The organism is Bradyrhizobium sp. Ce-3 (genome assembly GCF_022835695.1).
GTDB lineage: Bacteria > Pseudomonadota > Alphaproteobacteria > Rhizobiales > Xanthobacteraceae > Bradyrhizobium.
The window spans coordinates 290,726-312,749 of record NZ_BQUV01000010.1 but is presented as its reverse complement, the minus strand read 5'-3'; the positions used below and the strand labels follow the sequence as shown (position 1 = coordinate 312,749).

General features: G+C 64.9%; 18 protein-coding genes and 1 pseudogene. 9 read left to right on the top strand and 10 right to left on the bottom strand.

Annotated features, from left to right (window positions below):
* Window positions 1-6: 6 nt before the first annotated feature.
* The 3 genes from BRSPCE3_RS30880 to BRSPCE3_RS30870 all read right to left on the bottom strand — a co-directional run bounded on the left by BRSPCE3_RS30880 (window position 7) and on the right by BRSPCE3_RS30870 (window position 3,562).
* Window positions 7-924 (bottom strand): efflux RND transporter periplasmic adaptor subunit, encoded by a 918-nt coding sequence (locus BRSPCE3_RS30880; RefSeq protein ID WP_244070108.1) that lies wholly within the window; start codon window positions 922-924, stop codon window positions 7-9.
* Window positions 925-1,224: 300 nt separating this feature from the next.
* Entirely contained in the window at window positions 1,225-1,872 is a 648-nt protein-coding gene (locus BRSPCE3_RS30875) for an OmpA family protein (protein WP_244070107.1), read from the bottom strand.
* Window positions 1,873-2,008: 136 nt separating this feature from the next.
* Window positions 2,009-3,562: a caspase family protein gene (locus BRSPCE3_RS30870; protein ID WP_244070106.1), complete on the bottom strand. Its 1,554-nt coding sequence runs from the start codon at window positions 3,560-3,562 to the stop codon at window positions 2,009-2,011.
* A 383-nt stretch (window positions 3,563-3,945) separates the two neighbouring features.
* On the opposite strand from BRSPCE3_RS30870, the gene BRSPCE3_RS30865 reads away from it, so the two are divergent.
* Window positions 3,946-4,752, top strand: a complete 807-nt coding sequence (locus BRSPCE3_RS30865; protein ID WP_050631102.1) for an N-acyl homoserine lactonase family protein — start codon at window positions 3,946-3,948, stop codon at window positions 4,750-4,752.
* Between the two features lie 42 nt (window positions 4,753-4,794).
* Window positions 4,795-5,682: pseudogene (locus tag BRSPCE3_RS30860) on the top strand (NAD(P)-dependent oxidoreductase); the annotation flags it as partial.
* 138 nt (window positions 5,683-5,820) lie between these two features.
* Here the strand turns inward: BRSPCE3_RS30860 and BRSPCE3_RS30855 are convergent.
* A complete protein-coding gene (locus BRSPCE3_RS30855) occupies window positions 5,821-6,381 on the bottom strand; it encodes a MarR family winged helix-turn-helix transcriptional regulator (protein ID WP_375709981.1) in 561 nt (186 codons plus the stop codon).
* 176 nt (window positions 6,382-6,557) lie between these two features.
* Here BRSPCE3_RS30855 and BRSPCE3_RS30850 point away from each other — a divergent pair, with 176 nt between their 5' ends.
* From BRSPCE3_RS30850 to fahA, 5 genes are all read left to right on the top strand, one after another.
* Window positions 6,558-8,183, top strand: coding sequence for an FAD-dependent oxidoreductase (locus BRSPCE3_RS30850; RefSeq protein ID WP_244070104.1), 1,626 nt, complete (start codon window positions 6,558-6,560; stop codon window positions 8,181-8,183).
* 9 nt (window positions 8,184-8,192) lie between these two features.
* Window positions 8,193-8,420: a DUF2783 domain-containing protein gene (locus BRSPCE3_RS30845; protein WP_244070103.1), complete on the top strand. Its 228-nt coding sequence runs from the start codon at window positions 8,193-8,195 to the stop codon at window positions 8,418-8,420.
* A gap of 28 nt (window positions 8,421-8,448) precedes the next feature.
* A complete protein-coding gene (locus BRSPCE3_RS30840; protein WP_244070102.1) occupies window positions 8,449-9,402 on the top strand; it encodes an MBL fold metallo-hydrolase in 954 nt (317 codons plus the stop codon).
* A 2-nt stretch (window positions 9,403-9,404) separates the two neighbouring features.
* Complete coding sequence (gene hmgA, locus BRSPCE3_RS30835) at window positions 9,405-10,751, top strand: homogentisate 1,2-dioxygenase (RefSeq protein WP_244070101.1); 1,347 nt, start codon at window positions 9,405-9,407, stop codon at window positions 10,749-10,751.
* A gap of 149 nt (window positions 10,752-10,900) precedes the next feature.
* Window positions 10,901-12,172: a fumarylacetoacetase gene (fahA, locus tag BRSPCE3_RS30830; protein WP_244070100.1), complete on the top strand. Its 1,272-nt coding sequence runs from the start codon at window positions 10,901-10,903 to the stop codon at window positions 12,170-12,172.
* A gap of 170 nt (window positions 12,173-12,342) precedes the next feature.
* Here fahA and BRSPCE3_RS30825 read toward each other — a convergent pair whose 3' ends face one another.
* Window positions 12,343-12,654 (bottom strand): DUF1272 domain-containing protein, encoded by a 312-nt coding sequence (locus tag BRSPCE3_RS30825; protein WP_244070099.1) that lies wholly within the window; start codon window positions 12,652-12,654, stop codon window positions 12,343-12,345.
* Between the two features lie 268 nt (window positions 12,655-12,922).
* Window positions 12,923-13,399, bottom strand: a complete 477-nt coding sequence (locus BRSPCE3_RS30820) for an Lrp/AsnC family transcriptional regulator (RefSeq protein WP_244070098.1) — start codon at window positions 13,397-13,399, stop codon at window positions 12,923-12,925.
* Between the two features lie 123 nt (window positions 13,400-13,522).
* Here BRSPCE3_RS30820 and hppD point away from each other — a divergent pair, with 123 nt between their 5' ends.
* Complete coding sequence (hppD, locus tag BRSPCE3_RS30815; RefSeq protein ID WP_244070097.1) at window positions 13,523-14,641, top strand: 4-hydroxyphenylpyruvate dioxygenase; 1,119 nt, start codon at window positions 13,523-13,525, stop codon at window positions 14,639-14,641.
* Between the two features lie 165 nt (window positions 14,642-14,806).
* Here hppD and BRSPCE3_RS30810 read toward each other — a convergent pair whose 3' ends face one another.
* The 4 genes from BRSPCE3_RS30810 to BRSPCE3_RS30795 all read right to left on the bottom strand — a co-directional run bounded on the left by BRSPCE3_RS30810 (window position 14,807) and on the right by BRSPCE3_RS30795 (window position 19,880).
* Window positions 14,807-15,919: a CaiB/BaiF CoA-transferase family protein gene (locus tag BRSPCE3_RS30810; RefSeq protein ID WP_244070096.1), complete on the bottom strand. Its 1,113-nt coding sequence runs from the start codon at window positions 15,917-15,919 to the stop codon at window positions 14,807-14,809.
* 233 nt (window positions 15,920-16,152) lie between these two features.
* Complete coding sequence (locus BRSPCE3_RS30805) at window positions 16,153-16,953, bottom strand: xanthine dehydrogenase family protein subunit M (RefSeq protein ID WP_244070095.1); 801 nt, start codon at window positions 16,951-16,953, stop codon at window positions 16,153-16,155.
* Window positions 16,954-16,964: 11 nt separating this feature from the next.
* On the bottom strand, window positions 16,965-19,304 hold the full coding sequence (locus tag BRSPCE3_RS30800; protein WP_244070094.1) for a xanthine dehydrogenase family protein molybdopterin-binding subunit: 2,340 nt from the start codon (window positions 19,302-19,304) through the stop codon (window positions 16,965-16,967).
* Between the two features lie 90 nt (window positions 19,305-19,394).
* On the bottom strand, window positions 19,395-19,880 hold the full coding sequence (locus BRSPCE3_RS30795; RefSeq protein WP_024583646.1) for a (2Fe-2S)-binding protein: 486 nt from the start codon (window positions 19,878-19,880) through the stop codon (window positions 19,395-19,397).
* 403 nt (window positions 19,881-20,283) lie between these two features.
* On the opposite strand from BRSPCE3_RS30795, the gene BRSPCE3_RS30790 reads away from it, so the two are divergent.
* Window positions 20,284-21,999, top strand: a complete 1,716-nt coding sequence (locus tag BRSPCE3_RS30790) for a PQQ-dependent methanol/ethanol family dehydrogenase (protein ID WP_244070093.1) — start codon at window positions 20,284-20,286, stop codon at window positions 21,997-21,999.
* Window positions 22,000-22,024: the final 25 nt, after the last annotated feature.

The following is a 22,024-nucleotide window of genomic DNA, read 5'->3' as shown; positions in this document are numbered from 1 at the left end:
TCCGAATTAGCGTGATCGCGTGCGATCGAGTTCGTCGGCGAACATGGTCTTGATCTGGTCGCCGTCGTGCAGCGAGGTGCCAGCATCGGCCACGACGATTTCGCCGACGTCGAGGCCTTCAAGGATTTCAGTCGAGGTGTCGGAGGTCAGCCCGACGCGCACCCGGCGGGTCTCGACGGTGTTGCCCTTCACGACCTGCAGGGTCAGGCGATCGATCGCGGTGCGCGGCACGGCGACGCCGCAGGAGCGCTTGGCGTCGATATTGGCGCGGGCGAACATGCCGACCTTGAGCGTCGGATTGTTGTTGATGGTGATGCGGACATGCCCGAGCTGGGTGGTGCGGTCGATCTGCGGCGAGATCTGGCGCACCTTGCCGACCATGTCGGGCGCATCGTCGCGGCTGATCCGCACATTGGCGCCGGGATTGAGCTTGAGGAGCTGGAAGCCCGGCACCTCGGCGTCGAGCTCGATCTCGTTGTTGATCGAGATCTTGAACATCGGCGGCGCCTGCGGCGAGGCCGGCGCACCGGGCGCGGTGCGCACCTCGGTGACGAGGCCGGCCGCCGGTGCGCGCAGCACGAGCGGCTTGGCGTTGGCTTGCGCGGCCTGCTGCGGCGGCGGGGTCAGCCGCGCCAGCTCCTGGCCCTCGGTCACGGTATCGCCCTCGCGGACCAGCACGTCGGTGACCTTGGAGCCGTCCTGGTCGACATTCACCTGCGCCTCGCGGCGCGGCACGATGAAGCCGGTGACGCGGACCATGTCGGAGAAGCAGGCATTGGTCGACTTCGTCACCACCACCAGCGCCTGCCCGGGCGTCTCCTTCTCCTCCGGATGGGAGCGGTGCTCGAACGCGTAATAGGCGATCGCCAGCGCAAGGAAGACCACCGTGCCGAGCGCAGGCTTGAGGTATTGGGAAAAATTCATCGCCTGATCAATCCAGCACTTGTCAATCCAGCACCTGGCGCGTCACTTTGGGTGTCATCTTGCGTGTCATCGGCGCTCGTCGAAGTCTCATCACGCTCGCCGTCGTATGGCCGGGCCGGAGTCCATTGTTCCGGATCGTGCCCAGATGTCATGTGAGGCGGGTCACGGGTGGGCCGCTTCGGGCTGCAGCCCTCAAGCAAATGCGCCCCGCCGGGGTGCGGGACGCATTGTAACCTCAAAAAGGGGCCACGCCACCGCCCATCACGCCCAGTTCATTTGGCGCAGTTCACTTGGCGCAGTTCACTTGGCGGCGGTGTCCTTGTTTTCCACGTTCACGACCTGGACGCGGCGGTTCACGTCCGCCATCGGATGGCTCGGGTCCTTCAGCTTGCTCTTGCCATAGCCGACGGTGACGAGATCGGTGCCGTTGATGCCATATTTGTCGACCAGATAGCGCTTGATGGCGTCGGCGCGGCGCTCCGAAAGGCCCTGATTGTAGTCCTCGCCGCCGGCCGCGTCGGTGTGGCCGGCGACCACGAAGGTCGAGCCCTTCAGGTCCTGATTGGTCAAGGCGCGGCCCAGCGCCTGCACCGACGGCAGCGACTTCGTGCTGATGTCGGCGGAGTTGTAGTCGAAATTGATCTCGAGATCGATCTTCGGCTTGTCCTGGACGATGGTCGCGATCTCCTCGCGCTCGGCCGACGACAGCGAGCGGGTGGCGCGGCCACGGATGCTCTGCACGAACTTGGCCTGGTCGGCGTTCAGCCCGGGCGCGGCCTGCGGGCCGACCGACAGGCCGCGGGTCAGCGGCTTCTTCTCGGGCGTCAGCGCCTTGATGATCTGATCCTCGGTGACGTCACCGGCGCGGGCGGCCGCCATGCCTGATAACAGCGCGGCGCCGATGCTCAGGATTGAAAGGATCGCGGCCTTCGCCGACGGCTTGAACATTTCGGTCCCTCCTGCGCAGGCTGGCGCGGTTCCATGCAACTGTTGAGATTGCCGGCATCGGTGCCCGGCACGCACCCTCTGATTAGTCGCGCAATTCCATCGGCGGTTCGAGCCGCCGAGCGGTCTCGGTGCATGGTCAATGCACGCCGTAGTCGGCGAATTCCTTGACGATATTCGGGTCCATCGCCTTGGCGTTGGCGATGTCGAGATCGCCTTCCGCGACCGCGCCGTTGCGCTTCTTGGCGAGGCCGCGCCCGTACAGCGACGAGGTCAGCCGCGGGTTGATCTTCAGCGCGGCGTCGAAATCGGCGATGGCGTTCTTGTTCTGCCCGCCCTTCAGGTTCATCAGGCCGCGGCTGTCGAGCGCATCGACGAAATTCGGGCGCAGCCGCAGCGCCTCGTTGCAGTCCTTCAGCGCCGCCTGCAGGTCGCCGATCACGGTGCGGACCCAGCAGCGGTTGTTATAGGCCTCGACGTCCTTCGGGTTCAGCCGCAGCGAATTGCTGAAGTCCTTCACCGCGAGGTCGTAGGCCCCCTTGCTGGCATAGACCTGGCCGCGGCGATACAGCGCAGCCGCGTCATCGGGGTTCTTGTCGAGCCTGTCGCTCAGGCTCTTGATCGTCGGATCGTCGGCCAGCACGGGCGAATTGCTCGGGGCCGGCGTCGGCTGGATCACGACTGGCGGCGGAGCCGCGGGCGGCGGCAGTGCGACCTCCGGGCCCTTTGGCGCAGGCGGCGGTGCCGCCGGTGCTGTCGCAACGGGCGGCTTTGGCGGCGCAGGCGGTGGGGTCGGCGCGGTTGCCGCTGGTGCCGTCGGGGTCGCCGCGGGCGGAGCCGGCGTTGCTGCGGGCGGCGCCGGCGGCGGCGCGACCGGCGGGGCCGTTGCCACTTCGGTCGACGGCGATGCGGCGGGCGCCGGCGCTGCGTTCGACGCTGCACCGGCTGGAATGAACGAGAAATCCTCGGCCAGCGATGACGAGATCCACGGCACCTGTTCCTGCCGCGAGGCCCGGGTCACGCCGACGCGGGTGCGGTTCAGCGTTTCCTCCGCCATCAAATCGGGGGTGCGGATTTCCTTCAGGAGTTCCCGCACGAACAGGCTGCGGTCGCTGCCATTGTCGGAGACGACCGACGACAGCGCGGCCGAATACATCACCAGCGTGCCATTGGGTGCGATCACCGGGGCGAGGCCGGCCGAGAAGCTGCGGAAGCGGCGCTCGAACGGGTTGCGCCTGGAGGCGTCGATCAGGGCGATCTTGACCCCGGCGCCGCGGCTGTTGATCTCGCCGAGCACGGTTTCGAGGCTGAAGCCGTCGCGGCGAACGTCGGCCTCGGCCCAGATCTGGGCATCGATCGGGATCATGTAGCTCTGCCGGTTCGACTGGATGCCGTAACCGGAGAAGAAGACCAGCGCGACCGAGCCGGGCTTGATCTTGCCGTAGAGTCGGTCGAAGGCGCGGCGCATGCCGTCGCCGGTCAGGTTCTCGCCGACCTCGACCGTGAAGCCGTCGCGCTTGAGCTCGTCGGCGACGTCGCGGGCGTCGTTGACCGGCTCCTTCAGCGGCGCGTCGGCATCGGGATACTTGGCGTTGCCGATGACCAGCGCGAAGCGATCGCCGGCGGCGACGGACAGGGTGGGCGACGCGATTGAAAAGATCAGCGTGGCGAGCAAGGCAAGGCGGATTTTCATAATCGCGGCAAATCCAGATCGCGGCATTGCAGTGAAATGGCGCCGCTTCCAGCCTGCGCCTCGGGAACCTTACTCTAGCGATATCGCATTATCAAACCACGGCCAAACCCCCGTCAACGGCTTGCGGCATCATCATTTATCGCGGCGATCTCAGCGAGGCCGCAATGCAACAGCATGCGGTCATGGCGGCCATCGCCGTCGCGGCATGGTGCAGGTTCCTGCGCGCCGATAATGTGATTGCACTCACAGTGGCTTGCGCAGTGGTTTGGGCCGCCCTGTCATGCGCGCGTCGCAGTCGGCGCGGTTTGACCTTTGCGCGAGGCGATGGCTTTGTGTTCGGGACGACAAGTCATTCAACAAGACCGCAAACAAGAGCGAAACCGATGGGAAACGCCTACGAGATCTATGCCCTGCGCTATGCGACAATGTCGCCGCGCACGCCTCACCTCAACTTCCTGGTGCCCGATCCGCACGACACCACGGCGCAGGACCTGGATTATTTCGTCTGGCTGATCCGCGGCCACGGCCGCGACATCCTGGTCGACACCGGCTTCAATGCCGAGGAGGCCAAGGCGCGCGCCCGCAAGCTGACGCTCAATCCCGTTGACGCGCTGGCCGGCTTCGGCGTCAGTGCCGATGCGATCCGCGACGTCATCGTCACCCATCTGCATTATGACCACGCCGGCAATCTGGATCGCTTTCCGAATGCCAAATTCCATCTGCAGGAACGCGAGATGAGCTACGCGACCGGCCGCTGCATGTGCAACGGCATGCTGCGCCATCCGTTCTCGATCGAGCACGTCACCCAGATGGTGCGCCACGTCTATGGCGAGCGCGTCACCTTCCATTCCGGCGACGGCGAGATCGCGCCCGGTGTGACCGTGCATCGCGTCGGCGGCCATTCCGACGGCCTGCAGGTGGTGCGGGTCGAGACCGCGCGCGGGCCGGTCGTCCTGGCGTCGGATGCTGCGCATTATTATGCGAACCTGCACAAGAAGAGCCCGTTCCCGATCGTCTATAATGTCGGCGACATGGCGCAGGGCTGGGAGACCGTCGAGCGGCTCGCCGGTCATCCCGACCGCTTCATCCCCGGTCACGATCCGATCGTCAGCGAGATCTATCCGCGCGCCAGCGACAAGGTCGATGCGTTCGCGCTGCATCTGGCGCCATCGCGATCGTTCGCGAAATAGCCGGGCGCGTCTGCAACACATCAAGAAACGTCAAAAAGAAGAAGCGATATGACTGAGTACGAGACTCTCGGGTTCATCGGCCTCGGCGTGATGGGCGAGCCGATCTGCCGCAACCTGGTCAGGAAGAGTGGCAAGCGCGTCGTGGTGTTCGACCTCGCGGCCGAACCGCTGCAGCGCGTGCGCGCCGATGGTGCGGAGGTCGCAGCGTCGGTCGCCGACGTCATCAAGCAGAGCGACGTGCTGTTCCTCTGCCTGCCCAGCGCCAAACATGTGCGCGCGGTGTTCGAAGGCGACGGCATTCTGAAGAACGCGAGGAGCGGCCAGATCGTGGTCGATCTCGGTACATCCTCGGTGAGCCAGACCCGCGACTTCGCCGCGCAGTTGCAGGCCAGGGGTGCGGCCTGGGCCGATGCGCCGATCGCGCGCACGCGGCAGGCGGCGCAGGACGGCACGCTCAGCGTGATGGTCGGCGCGGTGCCGGCGCTCTACGCCGCGATCGAGCCCCTGATCCGCTGCTTCGCCACCGACGTCACCAATTGCGGCGAGGTCGGCGCCGGGCAGGTGACCAAGATCCTCAACAACATGGTGCTGTTCGAGACCGTCAACGCGCTGGCCGAGGCCGTCGCGGTCGCGAAGCACAATGGCGTCGATCCGAAGCTCTTGCTCGACACCCTGTCGAAGGGCTCGGCCGACAGTTTTGCGCTGCGCAACCACGGCCTGAAGGCGATCGTGCCCGGCGTATTTCCCGAGCGCGCCTTCTCGACCGAATATGCGCTGAAGGATCTGTCCTACGCGCTGGAGCTCGCCGCCGACGCCGGCATCAGGATCCGCGGCGCGGAGTTGATCGGCACGGTGCTGCAGGAGGCGATCGACAAGGGATCGGGGGATAACTATTTCCCGGTGATCGCCAAGCATATCGAGGGAACGTAGCTCTCCCCCCGTCATTCCCCGGTGCGCAATTGCGCATCGGAGGGTTCGCGAAGCGAGAGCCCGGCATCCATCGAGCCGCGCGTTTCGTGGACAAATGGATTCCGGGCTCGTGCTGCGCACGCCCCGGAATGACGACCCCTAATACACGTCCTTGGCGTCGGCCTCTTCGCTGGTCTGCACCAGGTCGAGGCTGGCCTCGACCTTGTCGAGCAGGCGTCCGAGATCGCGGCGTTCCTGCGCGGAGAGGCAGGACAGGATCTCCTGCTCCTTGCGCAGCAGGCGCGGGATCAGCTCTTCGTACAGCGCCTGGCCCTTCCGGGTCAGGCGCAGGCGGAATTCGCGGCGGTCGTCGGCGTTCTCGACGCGCTCGACGATCTCGCGCTCCATCAAGGCCGATACCGCGCGGCTGATGGTGGACTTATGGGTGCGGGTGCAATGCGCGATGTATTGCGCACTGCAGGGATCGCTGCGGAAGCCGAGCGTCGCGAGCACCCGCCACTCGGGAATGTCGAGGCCGTAGCGCGCCTGATATTCGCTCGACAGCGCCGACGACACCTCGGCCGCCAGCCGGTTGAGGCGGAACGGCATGAAGTGGAAGAGGTCGAGGCGTTTCTTGGCCGGCGCGGCATCGTCGCGCACGTCCGCTTCCACGACGCTGCGCGGGCGGGCTGGAGGCTGGCTTGCAGAGGTCCTGGCCAAAAATTCCTCCAATTTGAGTTGACGGCGAGCTCGACTGGGAGTTTAAGATAGTTGCAAGTGAGACTAATTTAGCAAGCTCGCGGCCGGCCCGCAAGGTCCCGTCGCAAGCCAGTCACACAAGCCGGAGCCCGGGCCACAGACAAGGGCCGGCACAAGGGAACATCCAGGGTCACGCAATGGCAGCCAGCACGGCACAGGCCAAAACCCAGTTCGGCTATCGCCGCCACCCCGACCAGGACCGGTCGGGCGCCAATGTCGCGGAGCATCCGGTCGTCGTGGTCGGCGCCGGGCCGGTGGGATTGTCGCTCGCGATCGACCTTGCGCAACGCGGCCAGCGCGTGGTGCTGCTCGACGATGCCGACCGGATCGGCGAGGGCTCGCGCGCGATCTGCTTCTCGAAACGCTCGCTGGAATTCTGGGATCGCCTCGGCGTCGGCGACCGGATGGTCGAGAAAGGCGTGGTGTGGAGCGTCGGCAAGATCTTTCACGGCGCCGCGCAGCTCTACCAATTCAATCTGCTGCCTGAGGAAGGCCACAAGCGGCCCGCCTTCATCAATCTGCAGCAGTTCTATGCCGAGGCCTATCTGGTCGACCGGGTCGAGCAGCTGCCTGATATCGACCTGCGCTGGCGCAACAAGGTGATCGCGCTGGAGAGCCGCAACGACGGCGTCGCGCTGACCATCGCGACGCCCGAAGGTTCCTACCAGGTGCACGCTTCCTTTGTCGTCGCCTGCGACGGCGCCCGTTCGTCGCTGCGGCAGATGGTCGGCGCGGACTTTGCGGGGCAGGTGTTCGAGGACCAGTTCCTGATCGCCGACGTCAAGATGACGGCGGCGTTTCCGACCGAGCGCTGGTTCTGGTTCGATCCGCCGTTCCATGCCGGGCGCTCGGCGCTGCTGCACAGGCAGCCGGACGATATCTGGCGGATCGACCTGCAGCTCAATCCGGATGCCGATCCGGTCGCCGAGAAGCAGCCCGAGAATGTCCGGCCGCGGATCGCGCGCATGCTGGGCCACGACAAGTTCGAGTTCGAATGGATCTCGCTGTACAAGTTCCAGTGCCGCCGGATGGCCAGATTCATCCACGGCCGCGTGGTCTTCGCCGGCGACTCCGCGCATCAGGTCTCGCCGTTCGGCGCGCGCGGTGCCAATTCCGGGCTCGAGGACGCCGAGAATCTGGCGTGGAAGCTCGACCGCGTGCTGCGCCGGCTGTCGCCGGAAGGCTTGCTGGAGAGCTATCACATCGAGCGTAGTGCCGCGGCGGATGAGAACATCCGCGAGTCGACCCGCTCGACCGATTTCATGGCGCCGGTGACGAAGCAGGAGGCGCGGCTGCGCCAGGCCGTGCTGTCGCTCGCAGAGGATACCGAGTTCGGCAAGCGCATGGTCAATGGCGGCCGGCTGTCGGTGCCGTCGGTGTACGACACGCCGCTGTCGAGTGAGGATCGCGACGACTGGCGCGGCGGCCCGCGACCGGGCGCCTCGATGCCGGATGCGCCGGTGACCGAGCAGGGCGGTGGTTCCACCTATCTCACCGATGTCTTCATCAGGCAGGGAACGCGTTTTACACTGCTGGAGTTTGGCAATGGCGTGGCTGCCGACATCCCCGATGGCGTCGGCACCATCCGGGTCGGTGGCGAGGGCGGACTGGTCGATGCGCAAGGCCTCGCCGGCAAGCGCTACGACGCCGAGCCCGGCACTGCCTATCTGTTGCGGCCGGATGGTTATGTCGCGGCGCGCTTCCGCAATGCGGCGCGGCCGGCGCTCGACGCGGCGCTGGCGCGCGCCGCCGGCGTGAGCTGAGGAGCAGTCATGGCGCTGTCGACCCGTTCGAACTTCGCAAAGCCCGATGACGCCTTCCGCGCCATCGTCGAGGCGCATCGCGGCCTCACCGAGGCGCAGAGCGCGGATCTCGATGCCGCGCTGGTTCTGGTGCTCGCCAACCACATCGGCGACCTCGACGTGCTGCGCGAGGCGATCGCACTGGCGAAGCGGCGCATGCTGGATACGAGCCAGCAGCAACAACAGCAACAACAATAGCACTGATCAAACGGACAGGATTGAACTGATGGCCAAAGGTTTTGCATCGACCACGGATCTCGCGGAGAAGAAGGTCACTTTCTCCGAGATCGGCACCGATCTCTACGCCTTCACCGCCGAGGGCGATCCCAACACCGCGGTGATCGTCGGCGACGACGGCTGCCTGGTGTTCGACGCCCAGGCGACGCCGGCGATGGCCAACAAGGTGATCGAGCGGGTCAAGACCGTCACCGACAAGCCGATCAAATATGTCGTGCTGTCGCATTATCACGCGGTGCGCGTGCTCGGCGCTTCCGCCTATCACGCGCAGGGCATCGTCGCCTCGCAGGAGACTTATCGCCTGATCGAGGAGCGCGGCCAGCAGGATTGGGATTCCGAATACGGCCGCTTCCCGCGGCTGTTTCAGGATGCCGCCAGCATTCCCGGCCTGACCTGGCCGACGCTGACCTTCGAAGGCGAGATGTCGATCTATCTCGGCAAGCGCGAGGTGCGGCTGATGCAGCTCGGCGCGGGGCACACGTCGGGCGACATCGTCGCCTGGGTGCCGGATGCCGAGGTGATGTTCTCCGGAGATCTCATCGAATACCACTCGGCCTGCTATTGCGGCGATGCGCATTTGCGCGAATGGCCGATGACCTTGAACGAGATCCGCGCCTTCAATCCGAAGGCGATCGCGCCGGGCCGCGGCGATGCGTTGAAGGGCCTCGAAACGGCGCGCGATGCGATCGCGATGACCCGCGATTTCGTCACCTCGCTCTACGGCGCCGCCGAATCCTCGGTTGCCAAGGGCCGCAGCCTGAAGGAATCGATGGCGGCGACGCGCGAGGTGATGGATCCGAAGTTCTCGAAGTTCGCGATTTACGAGCACTGCCTGCCGTTCAACGTTTCGCGCGCCTATGACGAGGCGTCCGGGATCGACGATCCCGTGATCTGGACCGACAAGCGCGACCAGGAAATGTGGGCTGCCCTGCAAGGAGGATAGTGATGAACATCAATACCTCGCCTGATCAGATCGTCCGCAGCTCGGGGCAGGTCACCCCGGGCTACATGTCCGGCTTCGGCAACAGTTTTGAGACCGAGGCGTTGCCCGGCGCGCTGCCGATGGGGCGCAACTCGCCGCAGCGCTGCGCCTACGGGCTCTATGCCGAGCAGCTGTCGGGCTCGCCGTTCACGGCGCCGCGCGGCACCAATGAGCGTTCCTGGCTATATCGCATCCGCCCGTCAGTGCGGCACTCCGGCCGTTTCGCCAAGGCGGATGGCGGGCTGTGGCGCACCGCGCCGTGCCACGAATACGACATGCCGATCGCGCAACTGCGCTGGGATCCGGCGCCGATCCCGAAGCAGGACATGACCTTCCTGCAGGGCGTGCAGACCATGACCACGGCCGGCGATGCCAATACCCAGGCCGGCATGGCGGCGCACATCTATCTCATCACCAAATCGATGGTTGATCAGCATTTTTACAATGCCGACGGCGAGATGATGTTCGTGCTGCAGCAGGGCAATCTGCGTCTGGTCACCGAGTTCGGCCGCATCGATGCCGAGCCGGGCGAGATCGTGGTGATCCCGCGCGGCGTCAAATTCCGTGTGGAAATTCCCGGCGGGCCGGCTCGCGGCTATCTCTGCGAGAATTACGGCGGCGCCTTCACGCTGCCGGAGCGCGGCCCGATCGGTGCGAATTGTCTGGCCAATTCGCGCGACTTCCTGACGCCGGTGGCTGCTTACGAGGACAAGGACACCCCGACCGAACTTTACGTGAAATGGGGCGGCGCGCTGTTCAAGACGCAGCTCGCCCATTCGCCGATCGACGTGGTCGCCTGGCACGGCAATTACGCGCCCTACAAATACGATTTGCGCACCTTCTCGCCGGTCGGCGCCATCGCCTTCGATCATCCCGATCCGTCGATCTTCACGGTGCTGACCTCGCCGTCGGAAACCGCCGGCACCGCGAATATCGACTTCGTGATCTTCCCGGAACGCTGGATGGTGGCCGACAACACCTTCCGTCCGCCGTGGTACCACATGAACATCATGTCGGAGTTCATGGGCCTGATCTATGGCGTCTACGACGCCAAGCCGCAGGGCTTTGTGCCGGGCGGCATCTCGCTGCACAATTGCATGCTGCCGCATGGCCCCGACCGCGAAGCCTTCGAGCACGCCAGCAACTCTGAGCTGAAGCCGGTGAAGCTGACCGGCACGATGGCCTTCATGTTCGAGACCCGTTTCCCGCAGCGCGTGACGCAGCACGCCGCGACCTCGTCGACGCTGCAGGATGATTACTCGGATTGCTGGAAGGGCCTGGAGAAGAAGTTCGACCCGACCAAGCCGTGAGAATAGCCGTCGTCATTCCGGGGCGCGCGAAGCGCGAGCCCGGAATCCATTTCTCCGCCATTGACGCGGCTTGATGGATTCCGGGCCTGGCCCTTCGGGCCATCCCGGAATGACGACTGATAGATCGTCGCAAATTCGGCAGGAAACCCATGCCCCACCCCAACGACCCATCTCTCCGCTCCTTCATCGATGTCGCCCCCACCTCCGACTTCCCGATCCAGAACCTGCCCTACGGCGTGTTCTCGTCGAAGGATGGCCTTGCGCCGCGCGTCGGTGTCGCGATCGGCGACTATGTGCTCGACCTCTGGGAGCTCGAGCAGGACTCGCGGCTCGATGTCGGGCCGCTCGGCGTGTTCTCGCAGCCGTCGCTCAATGCTTTCATGGCGCTCGGGCCGAAAGTGTGGTCGGCGACGCGGGCGCGGATCAGCGAGCTGTTGCGCTCGGATCATCCTGAGCTGCGCGACAACAGGGAACTGCGGGCGCGGGCGCTGGTGCCGATGGCTGATGTGAAGCTGCACATGCCGTTCGCCGTGTCGGGCTATACCGATTTCTACTCGTCGAAGGAGCACGCCACCAATGTCGGCGTCATGTTCCGCGGCAAGGACAATGCGTTGCAGCCGAACTGGCTGCACATGCCGATCGGCTACAACGGCCGCGCCTCGACGGTGGTGGTTGGTGGCACCAAGGTGCGGCGGCCGCGCGGCCAGCTGAAGCCGCCGACAGCTGAGGTGCCGAGCTTCGGGCCCTGCAAGCGGCTCGACTTCGAGCTCGAGATGGGGGTCGTCGTCGGACAGCCGTCGGCGATGGGTGAGATGCTGACCGAGGCGCAGGCCGAGGCGATGATCTTCGGCTTCGTCATCCTCAACGACTGGAGCGCGCGCGACATCCAGCAGTGGGAGTACGTGCCGCTCGGCCCGTTCCAGGCCAAGGCGTTCGCGACCTCGATCAGCCCGTGGGTGGTGACGCGCGAGGCGCTGGAGCCGTTCCGCATGCAGGGCCCGGCGCAGCAGCCGGAGCCGCTGGCGTACCTGAAGCAGACCCAGCCGAACAATTACGACCTGCAGCTCGACGTCGCCCTGCGCGCGGGTGCGATGAACGAGGCGAAGACGATCTGCAGCACCAACTTCAAATACATGTACTGGTCCTCGGTGCAGCAGCTGGTGCACCACGCCTCCAGCGGCTGCGCGATGAATGTCGGCGATCTCCTCGGCAGCGGCACGATCTCCGGGCCAGAAAAGCATCAGCGCGGCAGTCTTTTGGAAATCAGCTGGAACGGCACCGAGCCGGTCGAACTCGCTGGCGGTGTGACGCGCTCGTTCCTCGAGAATGGCGACTCGCTCGTCATGCGCGGCTGGTGCCAGGGCGACGGCTATCGCGTCGGCTTCGGCGAAGTCGAGGGGACGGTCATCGCGGCGGAGTGACCTGCGGGGTCGCCGCAATCGCTTGCTTCACCTCCCCTTGAAAAGGGGAGGTCGGTTTGCGCAGCAAACCGGGTGGGGATCTGCTCTCACCACGAGTGCTGGCGCTCGCGGCTCACTCCCATCCCACCTTCCCCCTTTCAGGGGGAAGGAGCCCGACAGCCGTGCAAGCCTCAGCGTTCTTCCGGCCTGACATCTTTCAGCCGCGCCGTATTCGCTGCGACATCCTCCAAGCTGTATTTCAGGTGCACCCGCTTGTCCGACGGCGGTTGGTTTATGGTGCAGACGCCCGCACGCCACGGCTTGGCCGGGCGGATCGGGCGCGGCGCGAAGCCGCCGCCGCAGTTCGGGCAGACATTGCCGAGCCTGGTCTCGGCGCAATCCGCACAGAATGTGCATTCATAGGAACAGATCCGCGCGTCGGTGGCGCTCGGTGGCAGGTCCTTGTCGCAATATTCGCAGTTCGGTCGCAGCTGCAGCGCCATGGCTTTCCTCAGATTCTTGGATGCCGCGTACACCGCTGCACCTCTCCCCTTGTGGGAGAGGTCGGATCGCATCGCAAGATGCGATCCGGGTGAGGGGTCACGGTCTCTCGACAGAGGATGCTTCGCGGAGAGAACCTCTCACCCCAACCCTCTCCCACAAGGGGAGAGGGAGCCCACTGCCGATGTCGCGGCATCGAACCAATTCGCAGCAATGATCGCAAATCGGGCCGGGAAAACGAATGACGGAATTCCCTCGTTTCGCGCCAAGTCAGGTCTGCAACGCCTTCAACGGCAACTTCGTGCTCTCCTTCAATCGGTCGAGCACGATCGAAGAGCGCACGTGCGCCACGCTCTGGTGCGGCATCAGCACGTTGTTGACGATATCGGACAGGCTCTTGAGGTCGCGCAGCATCACCTTGAGGACGTAGTCGGCGTCGCCGGTCAGCGCATAGGCCTCCTGGATGTCGTCGACGCGGTTGACCAGCTCGCGAAACCGCTTGGCGTTGTCGGGTGAATGGGTCGCCAGCGTGATGTGGATGAAGGCGATCAGGCCGAAGCCGAGCGCCTCGCCGGCGAGGTCGGCGTGGTAGCCCGATATCACCTTCTCGTCCTCGAGCCGCATCCGCCGCCGCGAGCATTGCGAGGCCGAGAGGCCGACCAGATCGGCCAGCTGCTGGTTGGTCAGGCGGCCGTCGTCTTGCAGGGCGGCGAGCATTTTGAGGTCGAAGGCGTCGACTTCAGGCATGCGCTAAATGTCCATTTCATGCACGGATCGTGCGCGATATTAGCAAAACGGGCTCCATTTTGCACGCACGTTGCGCAGCAGGTGACGGAAACTGATTGCCAGACAAATCAGGGAGTTGCCGCCATGGGTCCGTTTCCGCACGATGCGCTGCCGGCCGAAATCAGCACCGAGAACCCGATGGGCACCGACGGCTTCGAGTTCGTCGAATACGCCCATCCCAACCCGGCCGAACTGCATGCCCTGTTCAAGCTGATGGGCTTTGTTGCGGTCGCCCGCCACAAGACCAAGGCGATCACGGTCTACCGGCAGGGCGACATCAACTATCTCGTCAATGAGCAGCCCGATAGCCACGGCTTCAATTTCGTCGCCGCGCACGGCCCCTGCGCGCCGTCGATGGCGTTCCGCGTGGTCGATGCCAAGCGCGCCTATGAGCGCGCGATCGCGCTCGGCGCGGAGCCGGCCGATGTTTCGCCCACGGCGAAGACGCTCGACGTGCCCGCGATCAAGGGGATCGGCGGCAGCCTGCTGTACTTCGTCGACCGCTACGGCGCCAGGGGCTCGGCCTATGATACCGAGTTCGAATGGTCAGGCGCGGCCAATCCGCGGCCCGCGGGCTCCGGCCTCTATTACATCGATCACCTCACCCACAACGTCCATCGCGGCCGCATGGATGTCTGGACCGGTTTCTACGCAAAACTGTTCAACTTCCGCCAGATCCGCTTCTTCGACATCGAGGGCCGCGCGTCCGGCCTGTTCTCGCGTGCGCTGACCAGCCCGGACGGCAAGATCCGGATTCCGATCAACGAGGACGCCGGCGATTCCGGGCAGATCGAGGAGTATCTCAACGTCTATCGCGGCGAGGGCATCCAGCACATCGCCTGCGGCGCACGCGATATCCACGCGACGGTCGAGAGATTGCGCGCGGACGGCCTGCCGTTCATGCCGTCGCCGCCCGACACCTATTTCGAGCGGATCGACGCCCGCCTGCCCAAGCACGGCGAGGACGTCACGCGGCTGCAAGGCAACGGCATCCTGATCGACGGCGAGGGCGTGGTCGAAGGTGGCCAAACCAAGGTGCTGCTGCAGATCTTCTCGGCGAACGCGATCGGGCCGATCTTCTTCGAATTCATCCAGCGCAAGGGCGATGACGGATTCGGAGAAGGCAACTTCAAGGCGCTGTTCGAATCGATCGAGGAAGACCAGATCCGCCGCGGCGTGCTCAAGGTCGATCACGCGGCGTAGGCACTTAGAGGGAGCGCGCTCGGTCAAAACTCACAGTCGTCGTCCCGGCGCAGGCCGGGACCCATAACCACCGAGTCTAGTTGTAGAAGGGATCGCGGCCCCAACGTCGCACAATAGCCGGCATTCGGGGTAATGGGTCCCGGCCTTCGCCGGGACGACGGTGAATTACTTCCCCGCCTTCCACGCGCTCGTTACATCCCCAATGCTCGCCAGCTCCGGTTCGCGGATCGCCGACGGCGTGCGCGAGAAGCGCGGCGCGGGGGCGGGCTGGGTGACGCCGTGGCGCTCGACGAACACCTGGCGCGCCGCCATGTGCGGGTGCTTCGGCGCTTCCTCCATGGTGAGGATCGGCGCGAAGCAGATGTCGGTGCCTTCCATGATCGTGCACCAGTCGGCGCGCGACTTGCTCTTGAACACCTTTTCCAGCTTCGCTTTCAGCGCCGGCCAGGCCTTGCGGTCCATCTGCGCGTCGAAGTCGGCGTCGGTCAGGTCGGCATGCTTGCGCAGCAGCGCATAGAACTGCGGCTCGATCGAGCCGATCGAGATGAAGTTGCCGCAGGAGCATTCATAGACGCCGTAGAAATGCGCGCCGCCGTCGAGGAAATTCTGGTCGCGGCCGCCGCTCCAGCGACCCTGCGCCGCCATGTCGTAGAACATCGACATCAGCGAAGCCGCGCCGTCGCACATCGCGGTGTCGACCACCTGGCCCTTGCCGGATTTCTGCGCTTCCAGCAGCGCTGCGAGCACGCCGACCACGAGATAGAGCGCGCCGCCGCCGAAATCGCCGACCAGATTGAGCGGCGGCACCGGTTTCTCCTTGGTGCCGATCGCAGCGAGTGCACCGGTGATCGAGATGTAGTTGATGTCATGGCCGGCGGCATTCGCCAGTGGGCCTTCCTGGCCCCAACCGGTCATGCGGCCGAATACCAGCTTCGGATTGCGCGCCAGCACGACATCGGGGCCGAGACCGAGGCGCTCCATCACGCCCGGACGAAAACCTTCGATCAGTGCATCGGCATGGCCGAGCAGGTCGAGCACTTCCGATATCGCCGCCTTGTTCTTGAGGTCGAGCTCGATCACCTTGCGGCCGCGGGTTGCCACCGCCTTCAAATTCTTGCCGGCGCCGACCCGATCCAGCGTGATGACCTCGGCGCCCATGTCGGCGAGCAGCATGCAGGCGAACGGGCCGGGACCGATGCCGGCGAATTCGACGATGCGAAAGCCGGCGAGCGGGCCCGAGGTGCGACCGGCGGTCTGGGAGGCAGGTTTATCGAGCACGTTGCTATTCCGTTGGTTGCGTGGCGTTGAGCGGCTGAGCTGTTGCGGCTGGCTTGGTGCCAAACGTCATGCGTCCTCCCAGCCGCCCGTGGGACGGTATTTTTAATTAGCTGATTAGCTAAATTGTCTCGCCTAATGCGGGATGTGGCAAGCACCTTTTGTCCTGTGCGGGCGGTAAAAACGCGAACGGCGCGCATTGCTGCGCGCCGCTCCAAACTTGTGTCTAGGCGCTATCAGCCAGCCGCGGTGACCGCCCGCTGTCCCATCACCTTCACCAGGTTGGCGCGATAGTCCGCCGAGCCGTGGATGTCGGCGAGCAGGCCGCCTGGTGGGATCGTCACGCTGTCGAGCGCCGCGGCTGCCCAGTTCGCCTGCAGCGCCTGCTCGATCGGCGCCACCCGCATCACGCCGCTTTGCGACGCACCGGTCGCGGCGACGCGGACGTCACCCGACTTGGTCTTGGCGACGAACACGCCGGTCAGTGCAAAGCGCGAGGCCGGATGCCGCATCTTGGCATAGCCCGCCTTGGCCGGGACCGGGAACGACACCGCGGTGATCATCTCGCCATCCTCGAGGGCCGTCGTGAACAGGCCCTTGAAGAAGTCTTCCGCCGAAATCGAACGCTTGTTGGTCTTGACCGTCGCGCCGAGCGCCAGCACCGCCGCCGGATAATCCGCCGCCGGGTCGTTGTTGGCGAGCGAGCCGCCGATGGTGCCACGATGACGCACGGCGGGATCGCCGATCATCGACGCCAGATTGGCGAGCGCCGGGATCGCCTTCTGCACGGCCTCGCTTTGCGCCACGTCATAATGCGTGGTCGCGGCCTTGATGGTGACGGTGTCGCCGGACACGTCGATGCCGATCATGTCCTTGATCTTGGCGACGTCGATCACGTCGGATGGTGAAGCAAGGCGCTGCTTCATCACGGGGAGCAGGGTCTGTCCACCGGACAGGAACCTGGACTCCGTGCCCTTGGCGAACTGCGCCACCGCATCGTCGATCGAGGATGCGCGGTGATAAGTCGTCTCGTACATCGTATCCTCCCTCAACCGTGAATGGCGTGCCAGACGCGATCGGGCGTCGCCGGCATTTCGAGCTTGTTGTTGCCGATGGCGTCCGTGATCGCGTTGATCACGGCCGCGGAGGCGCCGATCGCACCGGCTTCGCCGCAGCCCTTGACGCCGAGCGGGTTGCCTGGACACAGCGTCGTGGTGTGGGAGAGCTGGAACGACGGCAGGTCGTCGGCGCGCGGCATGGTGTAGTCCATGAACGACGCGGTCACGAGCTGACCGGTGTCGTCATAGACCACGCCCTCGAGCAGTGCCTGGCCGATGCCTTGCGCGAGGCCGCCATGGACCTGGCCCTCGACGATCATGGGGTTGATCAGCCGGCCGAAGTCGTCGGCGGCCACGAAGTCGACGAAGGTGGTCTTGCCGGTGCCCGGATCGACCTCGAGCTCGCAGATATAAGCGCCGGCCGGGAAGGTGAAGTTGGTCGGGTCGTAGAACGCCGTCTCCTTCAGGCCGGGCTCCATGCCGTCAGGCAGGTTGTGCGCGGTGTAGGCGGCGAGCGCGACCATCGGCAGCGCGATCGCCTTGTCAGTGCCGGTGACCTTGAACTCGCCGTTCTCGATCACGATGTCGCTCTCGGACGCCTCGAGCGCATGGGCTGCGATCTTCTTGGCTTTGGCCTCGACCTTCTCCATCGCCTTCACGATCGCCGCGCCGCCGACCGCGATCGATCGCGAGCCGTAGGTGCCCATGCCGAACTGCACCTTGTCGGTGTCGCCATGGACGATCGAGACCTGGCTGATCGGCACGCCGAGCCGCTCTGCGATGATCTGGCAGAACGTCGTCTCGTGGCCCTGGCCGTGGCTGTGCGAGCCGGTCAGCACTTCGATGGTGCCGACCGGATTGACGCGGATCTCCGCCGATTCCCACAGGCCGACGCCGGCCCCCAGGCTGCCGACCGCCTTCGACGGCGCGATGCCGCAGGCCTCGATGTAGCAGGACACGCCGATGCCGCGCAGCTTGCCACTGGCTTTCGCCTTGGCCTTGCGGGCCGGGAAGCCGGCATAGTCGATCGCCTTCATGGCCGCATCGATCGAGGCGTGGAAGTCGCCGATGTCATACGCCATGATCACAGGCGTCTGATACGGGAACGTGGTGATGAAGTTCTTCTTGCGCAGCTCGGTCGGATCGACCTTCAACTGCCGCGCCGCGGTCTCCATCATGCGTTCGAGCAGATAGCTCGCCTCGGGACGGCCGGCGCCGCGATAGGCGTCGACCGGCGTGGTGTTGGTGTAGACACCGATCACCTCGGCATAGATCTGAGGGATCACATACTGGCCCGACAGCAGCGTCGCGTAGAGATAGGTCGGGACCGCCGACGAGAACAGCGACATATAGGCGCCGAAATTGGCGTGGGTCTTCACCCTGAGGCCAAGGATCTTGTTGTCCTTGTCGAACGCCATCTCCGCCTTCGAGACATGGTCGCGGCCGTGCGCGTCGGTGAGGAAGGCCTCAGAGCGGTCGCCGGTCCACTTCACCGGGCGATTGACCTTCTTGGAGGCCCACAGCGCCACCATCTCTTCCGGATAGATGTAGATCTTGGAGCCGAAGCCGCCGCCGACGTCGGGCGCGATCACCCGCAGCTTGTGCTCGGGCGCGATGTTGTAGAACGCCGACAGCACGAGGCGGGCGACGTGGGGGTTCTGCGACGTGGTGTAGAGCGTGTAATGCTCCTCGGCCTGGTCGTAATGCGCGACCGCCGCGCGCGGCTCCATCGCATTCGGCACCAGGCGGTTGTTGGTGAGCTCGAGCGTCACCACATTGGCGGCCTTGCTGAAGGCGTCGCCGACCCCGGCTTCGTCGCCGATATGCCAGTCATAGACGATGTTGCCGGGGGCCTCGGGATGCAGCTGCGGCGCGCCCGGCTTGATCGCGGCCTTGACGTCGGCCGCCGCGGGAAGCTCCTCGTAGTCGACGACGACGGCTTCGGCGGCGTCCTTGGCCTGGTTCTTGGTCTCGGCGATCACGACCGCGACCGCCTGTCCGACGAAGCGCACGGTCTCCGGCGCCATCGCCGGCCACGCGCCCATCTTCATCGGCGTGCCGTCCTTCGAGGTGATGGCCCAGCCGCAGATCAGATTGCCGACCTTGTCATCGACGATCTGCTGGCCGGTGAGCACCGCGATCACACCGGGCATCTTCATCGCTTCGGTGGAGTTGATGCCCTTGACCTTGGCATGTGCATGCGGGCTGCGGATGAAGTGAGCGTAGCTCATGCCCACCATCTTGATGTCGTCGACGTATTTTCCTTGTCCGGTGATGAACCGGCGATCTTCCTTGCGCACGACGCGTGCGCCAATTCCTTCAACACCCATTGTCTAGTCCTCCCGACCGGAGATTCGATTTGCCGCCGTTTCCATCGAGATCGGCGGTGATGAGCTTGATCGTATGCGGTGCGTTGACTGCTATTCGGCGGCCTGCGCAACCTTCATGCGGCCGGCAGCGTCGAGCACCGCCTTGACGATGTTGTGGTAGCCGGTGCAGCGGCAGATGTTGCCTTCGAGCTCGTGGCGAACCGTTTCCTCGTCGAGCTTGCCGCCATGGCGGTGCACGATATCGACCGCGGACATGATCATGCCGGGGGTGCAATAGCCGCACTGCAGGCCGTGATTGTCGCGGAACGCCGCCTGCATCGGGTGCAGCTCGTCGCCCTTGGCGAGGCCTTCGATGGTGGTGACGTTGGAGCCCGCCGCCTGGCCGGCCAGCATGGTGCAGGATTTGACCGCCCGTCCATCGACATGGACGACGCAGGCGCCGCACTGGCTGGTATCGCAGCCGACATGGGTGCCGGTCAGGTTCAGGTTCTCGCGCAACAGGTGCACGAGGAGGGTTCGGTCCTCAACGTCGACCGAGACCGCCTTGCCGTTTACCGTCAGTTTGACTGTAGACACGCGTTTCTCCCAATAGCTTCGTTATGGGCCCAGTAGACCACGCTTCATTTGGGGCGTAACCGCGATCAAAGTCGTAGTCGCGGCCCTGTCACGAAGGCTCCGGGCTGTGCCTGCGATCCTAGCAGGCAGCCGTTCAATGGGCAATTTGCAAGCTGCTTTCGGCGTGCTCCGGTGCGACGAAATCGCGCTGCGGCACAAGCGATTTTCGGCCGGTCGATGGTGCCTGCGGCGCGCCAAAATCGCCGCCGCTGACGCTACTACCTTCCGCCTATAACGACGCAAAAGCGTTGCTGTCATTTTCATCGTCGACGCAGCGACGGAGATCGCTGGTTCATGAAATTGGGAAGCGATCCGCGCGCGCGATGCATCCATCGCGGCAACGAAACCATATTGGAGGAAGCCAATGAAGCTGAGGAGCGGGATTTTCTTTGCCGGCGTGTCGCTGGTCGCCATGGTGATGGCAGGTGTTACTGCGTCGAAAGCGAATGATTCCGTCGCCAAGGCGGTGTCCGATCCGAACGGATGGGCGGTCGCCGGCCACGACTACGGCAATACGCGCTTCAGTCCCCTGAAGCAGATCAATTCCGAGAATGCCGGCAAGCTGCAGCTGGTCTACTCGCTGTCGCTCGCCTCGCTGCGCTCCAACGAATCCTCGCCGGTGGTGATCGGCAAGAACCTGTATGTGTCGACCTCGTGGGGGCCGAAATACGTCTATGCGATCGACGCCGCGACCGGCGCGCGCAAATGGACCTGGCAGCCCGACATTCCGGATGACGTGCTCCAATATGCCTGCTGCGACGTCAATAATCGCGGCGTGTCATATGCCGACGGCAAGATCTTCGTCGGCAGGCTCGACGGCAAGTTGACCGCGCTCGATGCCGAGACCGGCAAGGAGCTCTGGACCTCGACCGTGGTCGACTACAAGCAGGGCTCGGTCATTACCTCGCCGCCGCTCGTCGTCCGCGACAAGGTGATCACCGGCTTCGGCGGCGGCGAATACGGCGTCCGCGGGTCGCTGCAGGCGTTCTCGCTCAAGGACGGCAAGTTGCTCTGGCAGACCTACACGGTGCCGGCGCCGGGCGAGCCGGGCAGCGACACCTGGAAGGGCGACACCGGGCTGCATGGCGGCGGCGCCGCCTGGCTGGTCGGCTCCTACGATGCCAAGACCGACACGGTCTACTGGGGTACCAGCAATCCGGGGCCGTGGAATACCGCGGTGCGCTCCACCGGCGATGGCAATTTCGGCAAGCTGACCAACCTCTACACCGCCTCGACGCTGGCGATCGATCCCAACACCGGCAACATCAAGTGGCATATCCAGGGCACACCGGCCGACGCCTGGGATTATGACGGCGTCAACGAGTTGCTGCTCGCCGACCTGAAGATCAAGGGCGCCGAGACGCCGGTGCTGATGAAGGCGGACCGCAACGGCTTCTTCTTCGTCGCCAACCGCGAGACCGGCAAGGTGATCTCGGCCGAGAAATACGTTTTCGCCAACTGGGCCAAGAAGTGGGACATCAACACGATGCGGGCGGAAGAGGATCCGGACAAGCGTCCGGGACCCGGCCATCCCGCCAAGGACATCTGCCCGAACCTGATCGGCGGCAAGAACTGGCAGCCGATGTCGTTCAACCCGCAGACCGGCCTCGTCTACATCCCGAGCAACAATGTCTGCATGGACTGGTCGGTCTCCGACGTGAACTACAAGCGCGGCGTGTTCTATCTCGGCGCCGAATTCCCGACCAAGCCCGGCCCCGGCGGCTTCCTCGGCGAACTCGTGGCCTGGGATCCCGTGGCCAACAAGAAGGTCTGGAGCATCAAGGAAGACCTGCCCTTCAACGGCGGCACGCTGACGACCGGCGGCAATCTGGTGTTTTCAGGCAATCTGCACGGCGACTTCCGCGCCATCGATGCCAAGAACGGCAAGGTGCTGTGGAGCAAGAACCTCGGCAGCGGCATCGGCGCCGGTCCGGTGACTTATTCGGTCGACGGCAAGCAGTATGTCGCGATCGTGGTCGGACGCACCGCGGCGCTGCCGGCCTTCCTCGGTGACATCGGCAAGAAGATGGTTGCCGCGGCGCCCGAAGGCGGCTCGCTGTTCGTGTTCGCCCTGCAGTAAACGATCGTCAAGGAGGCAGCATTGT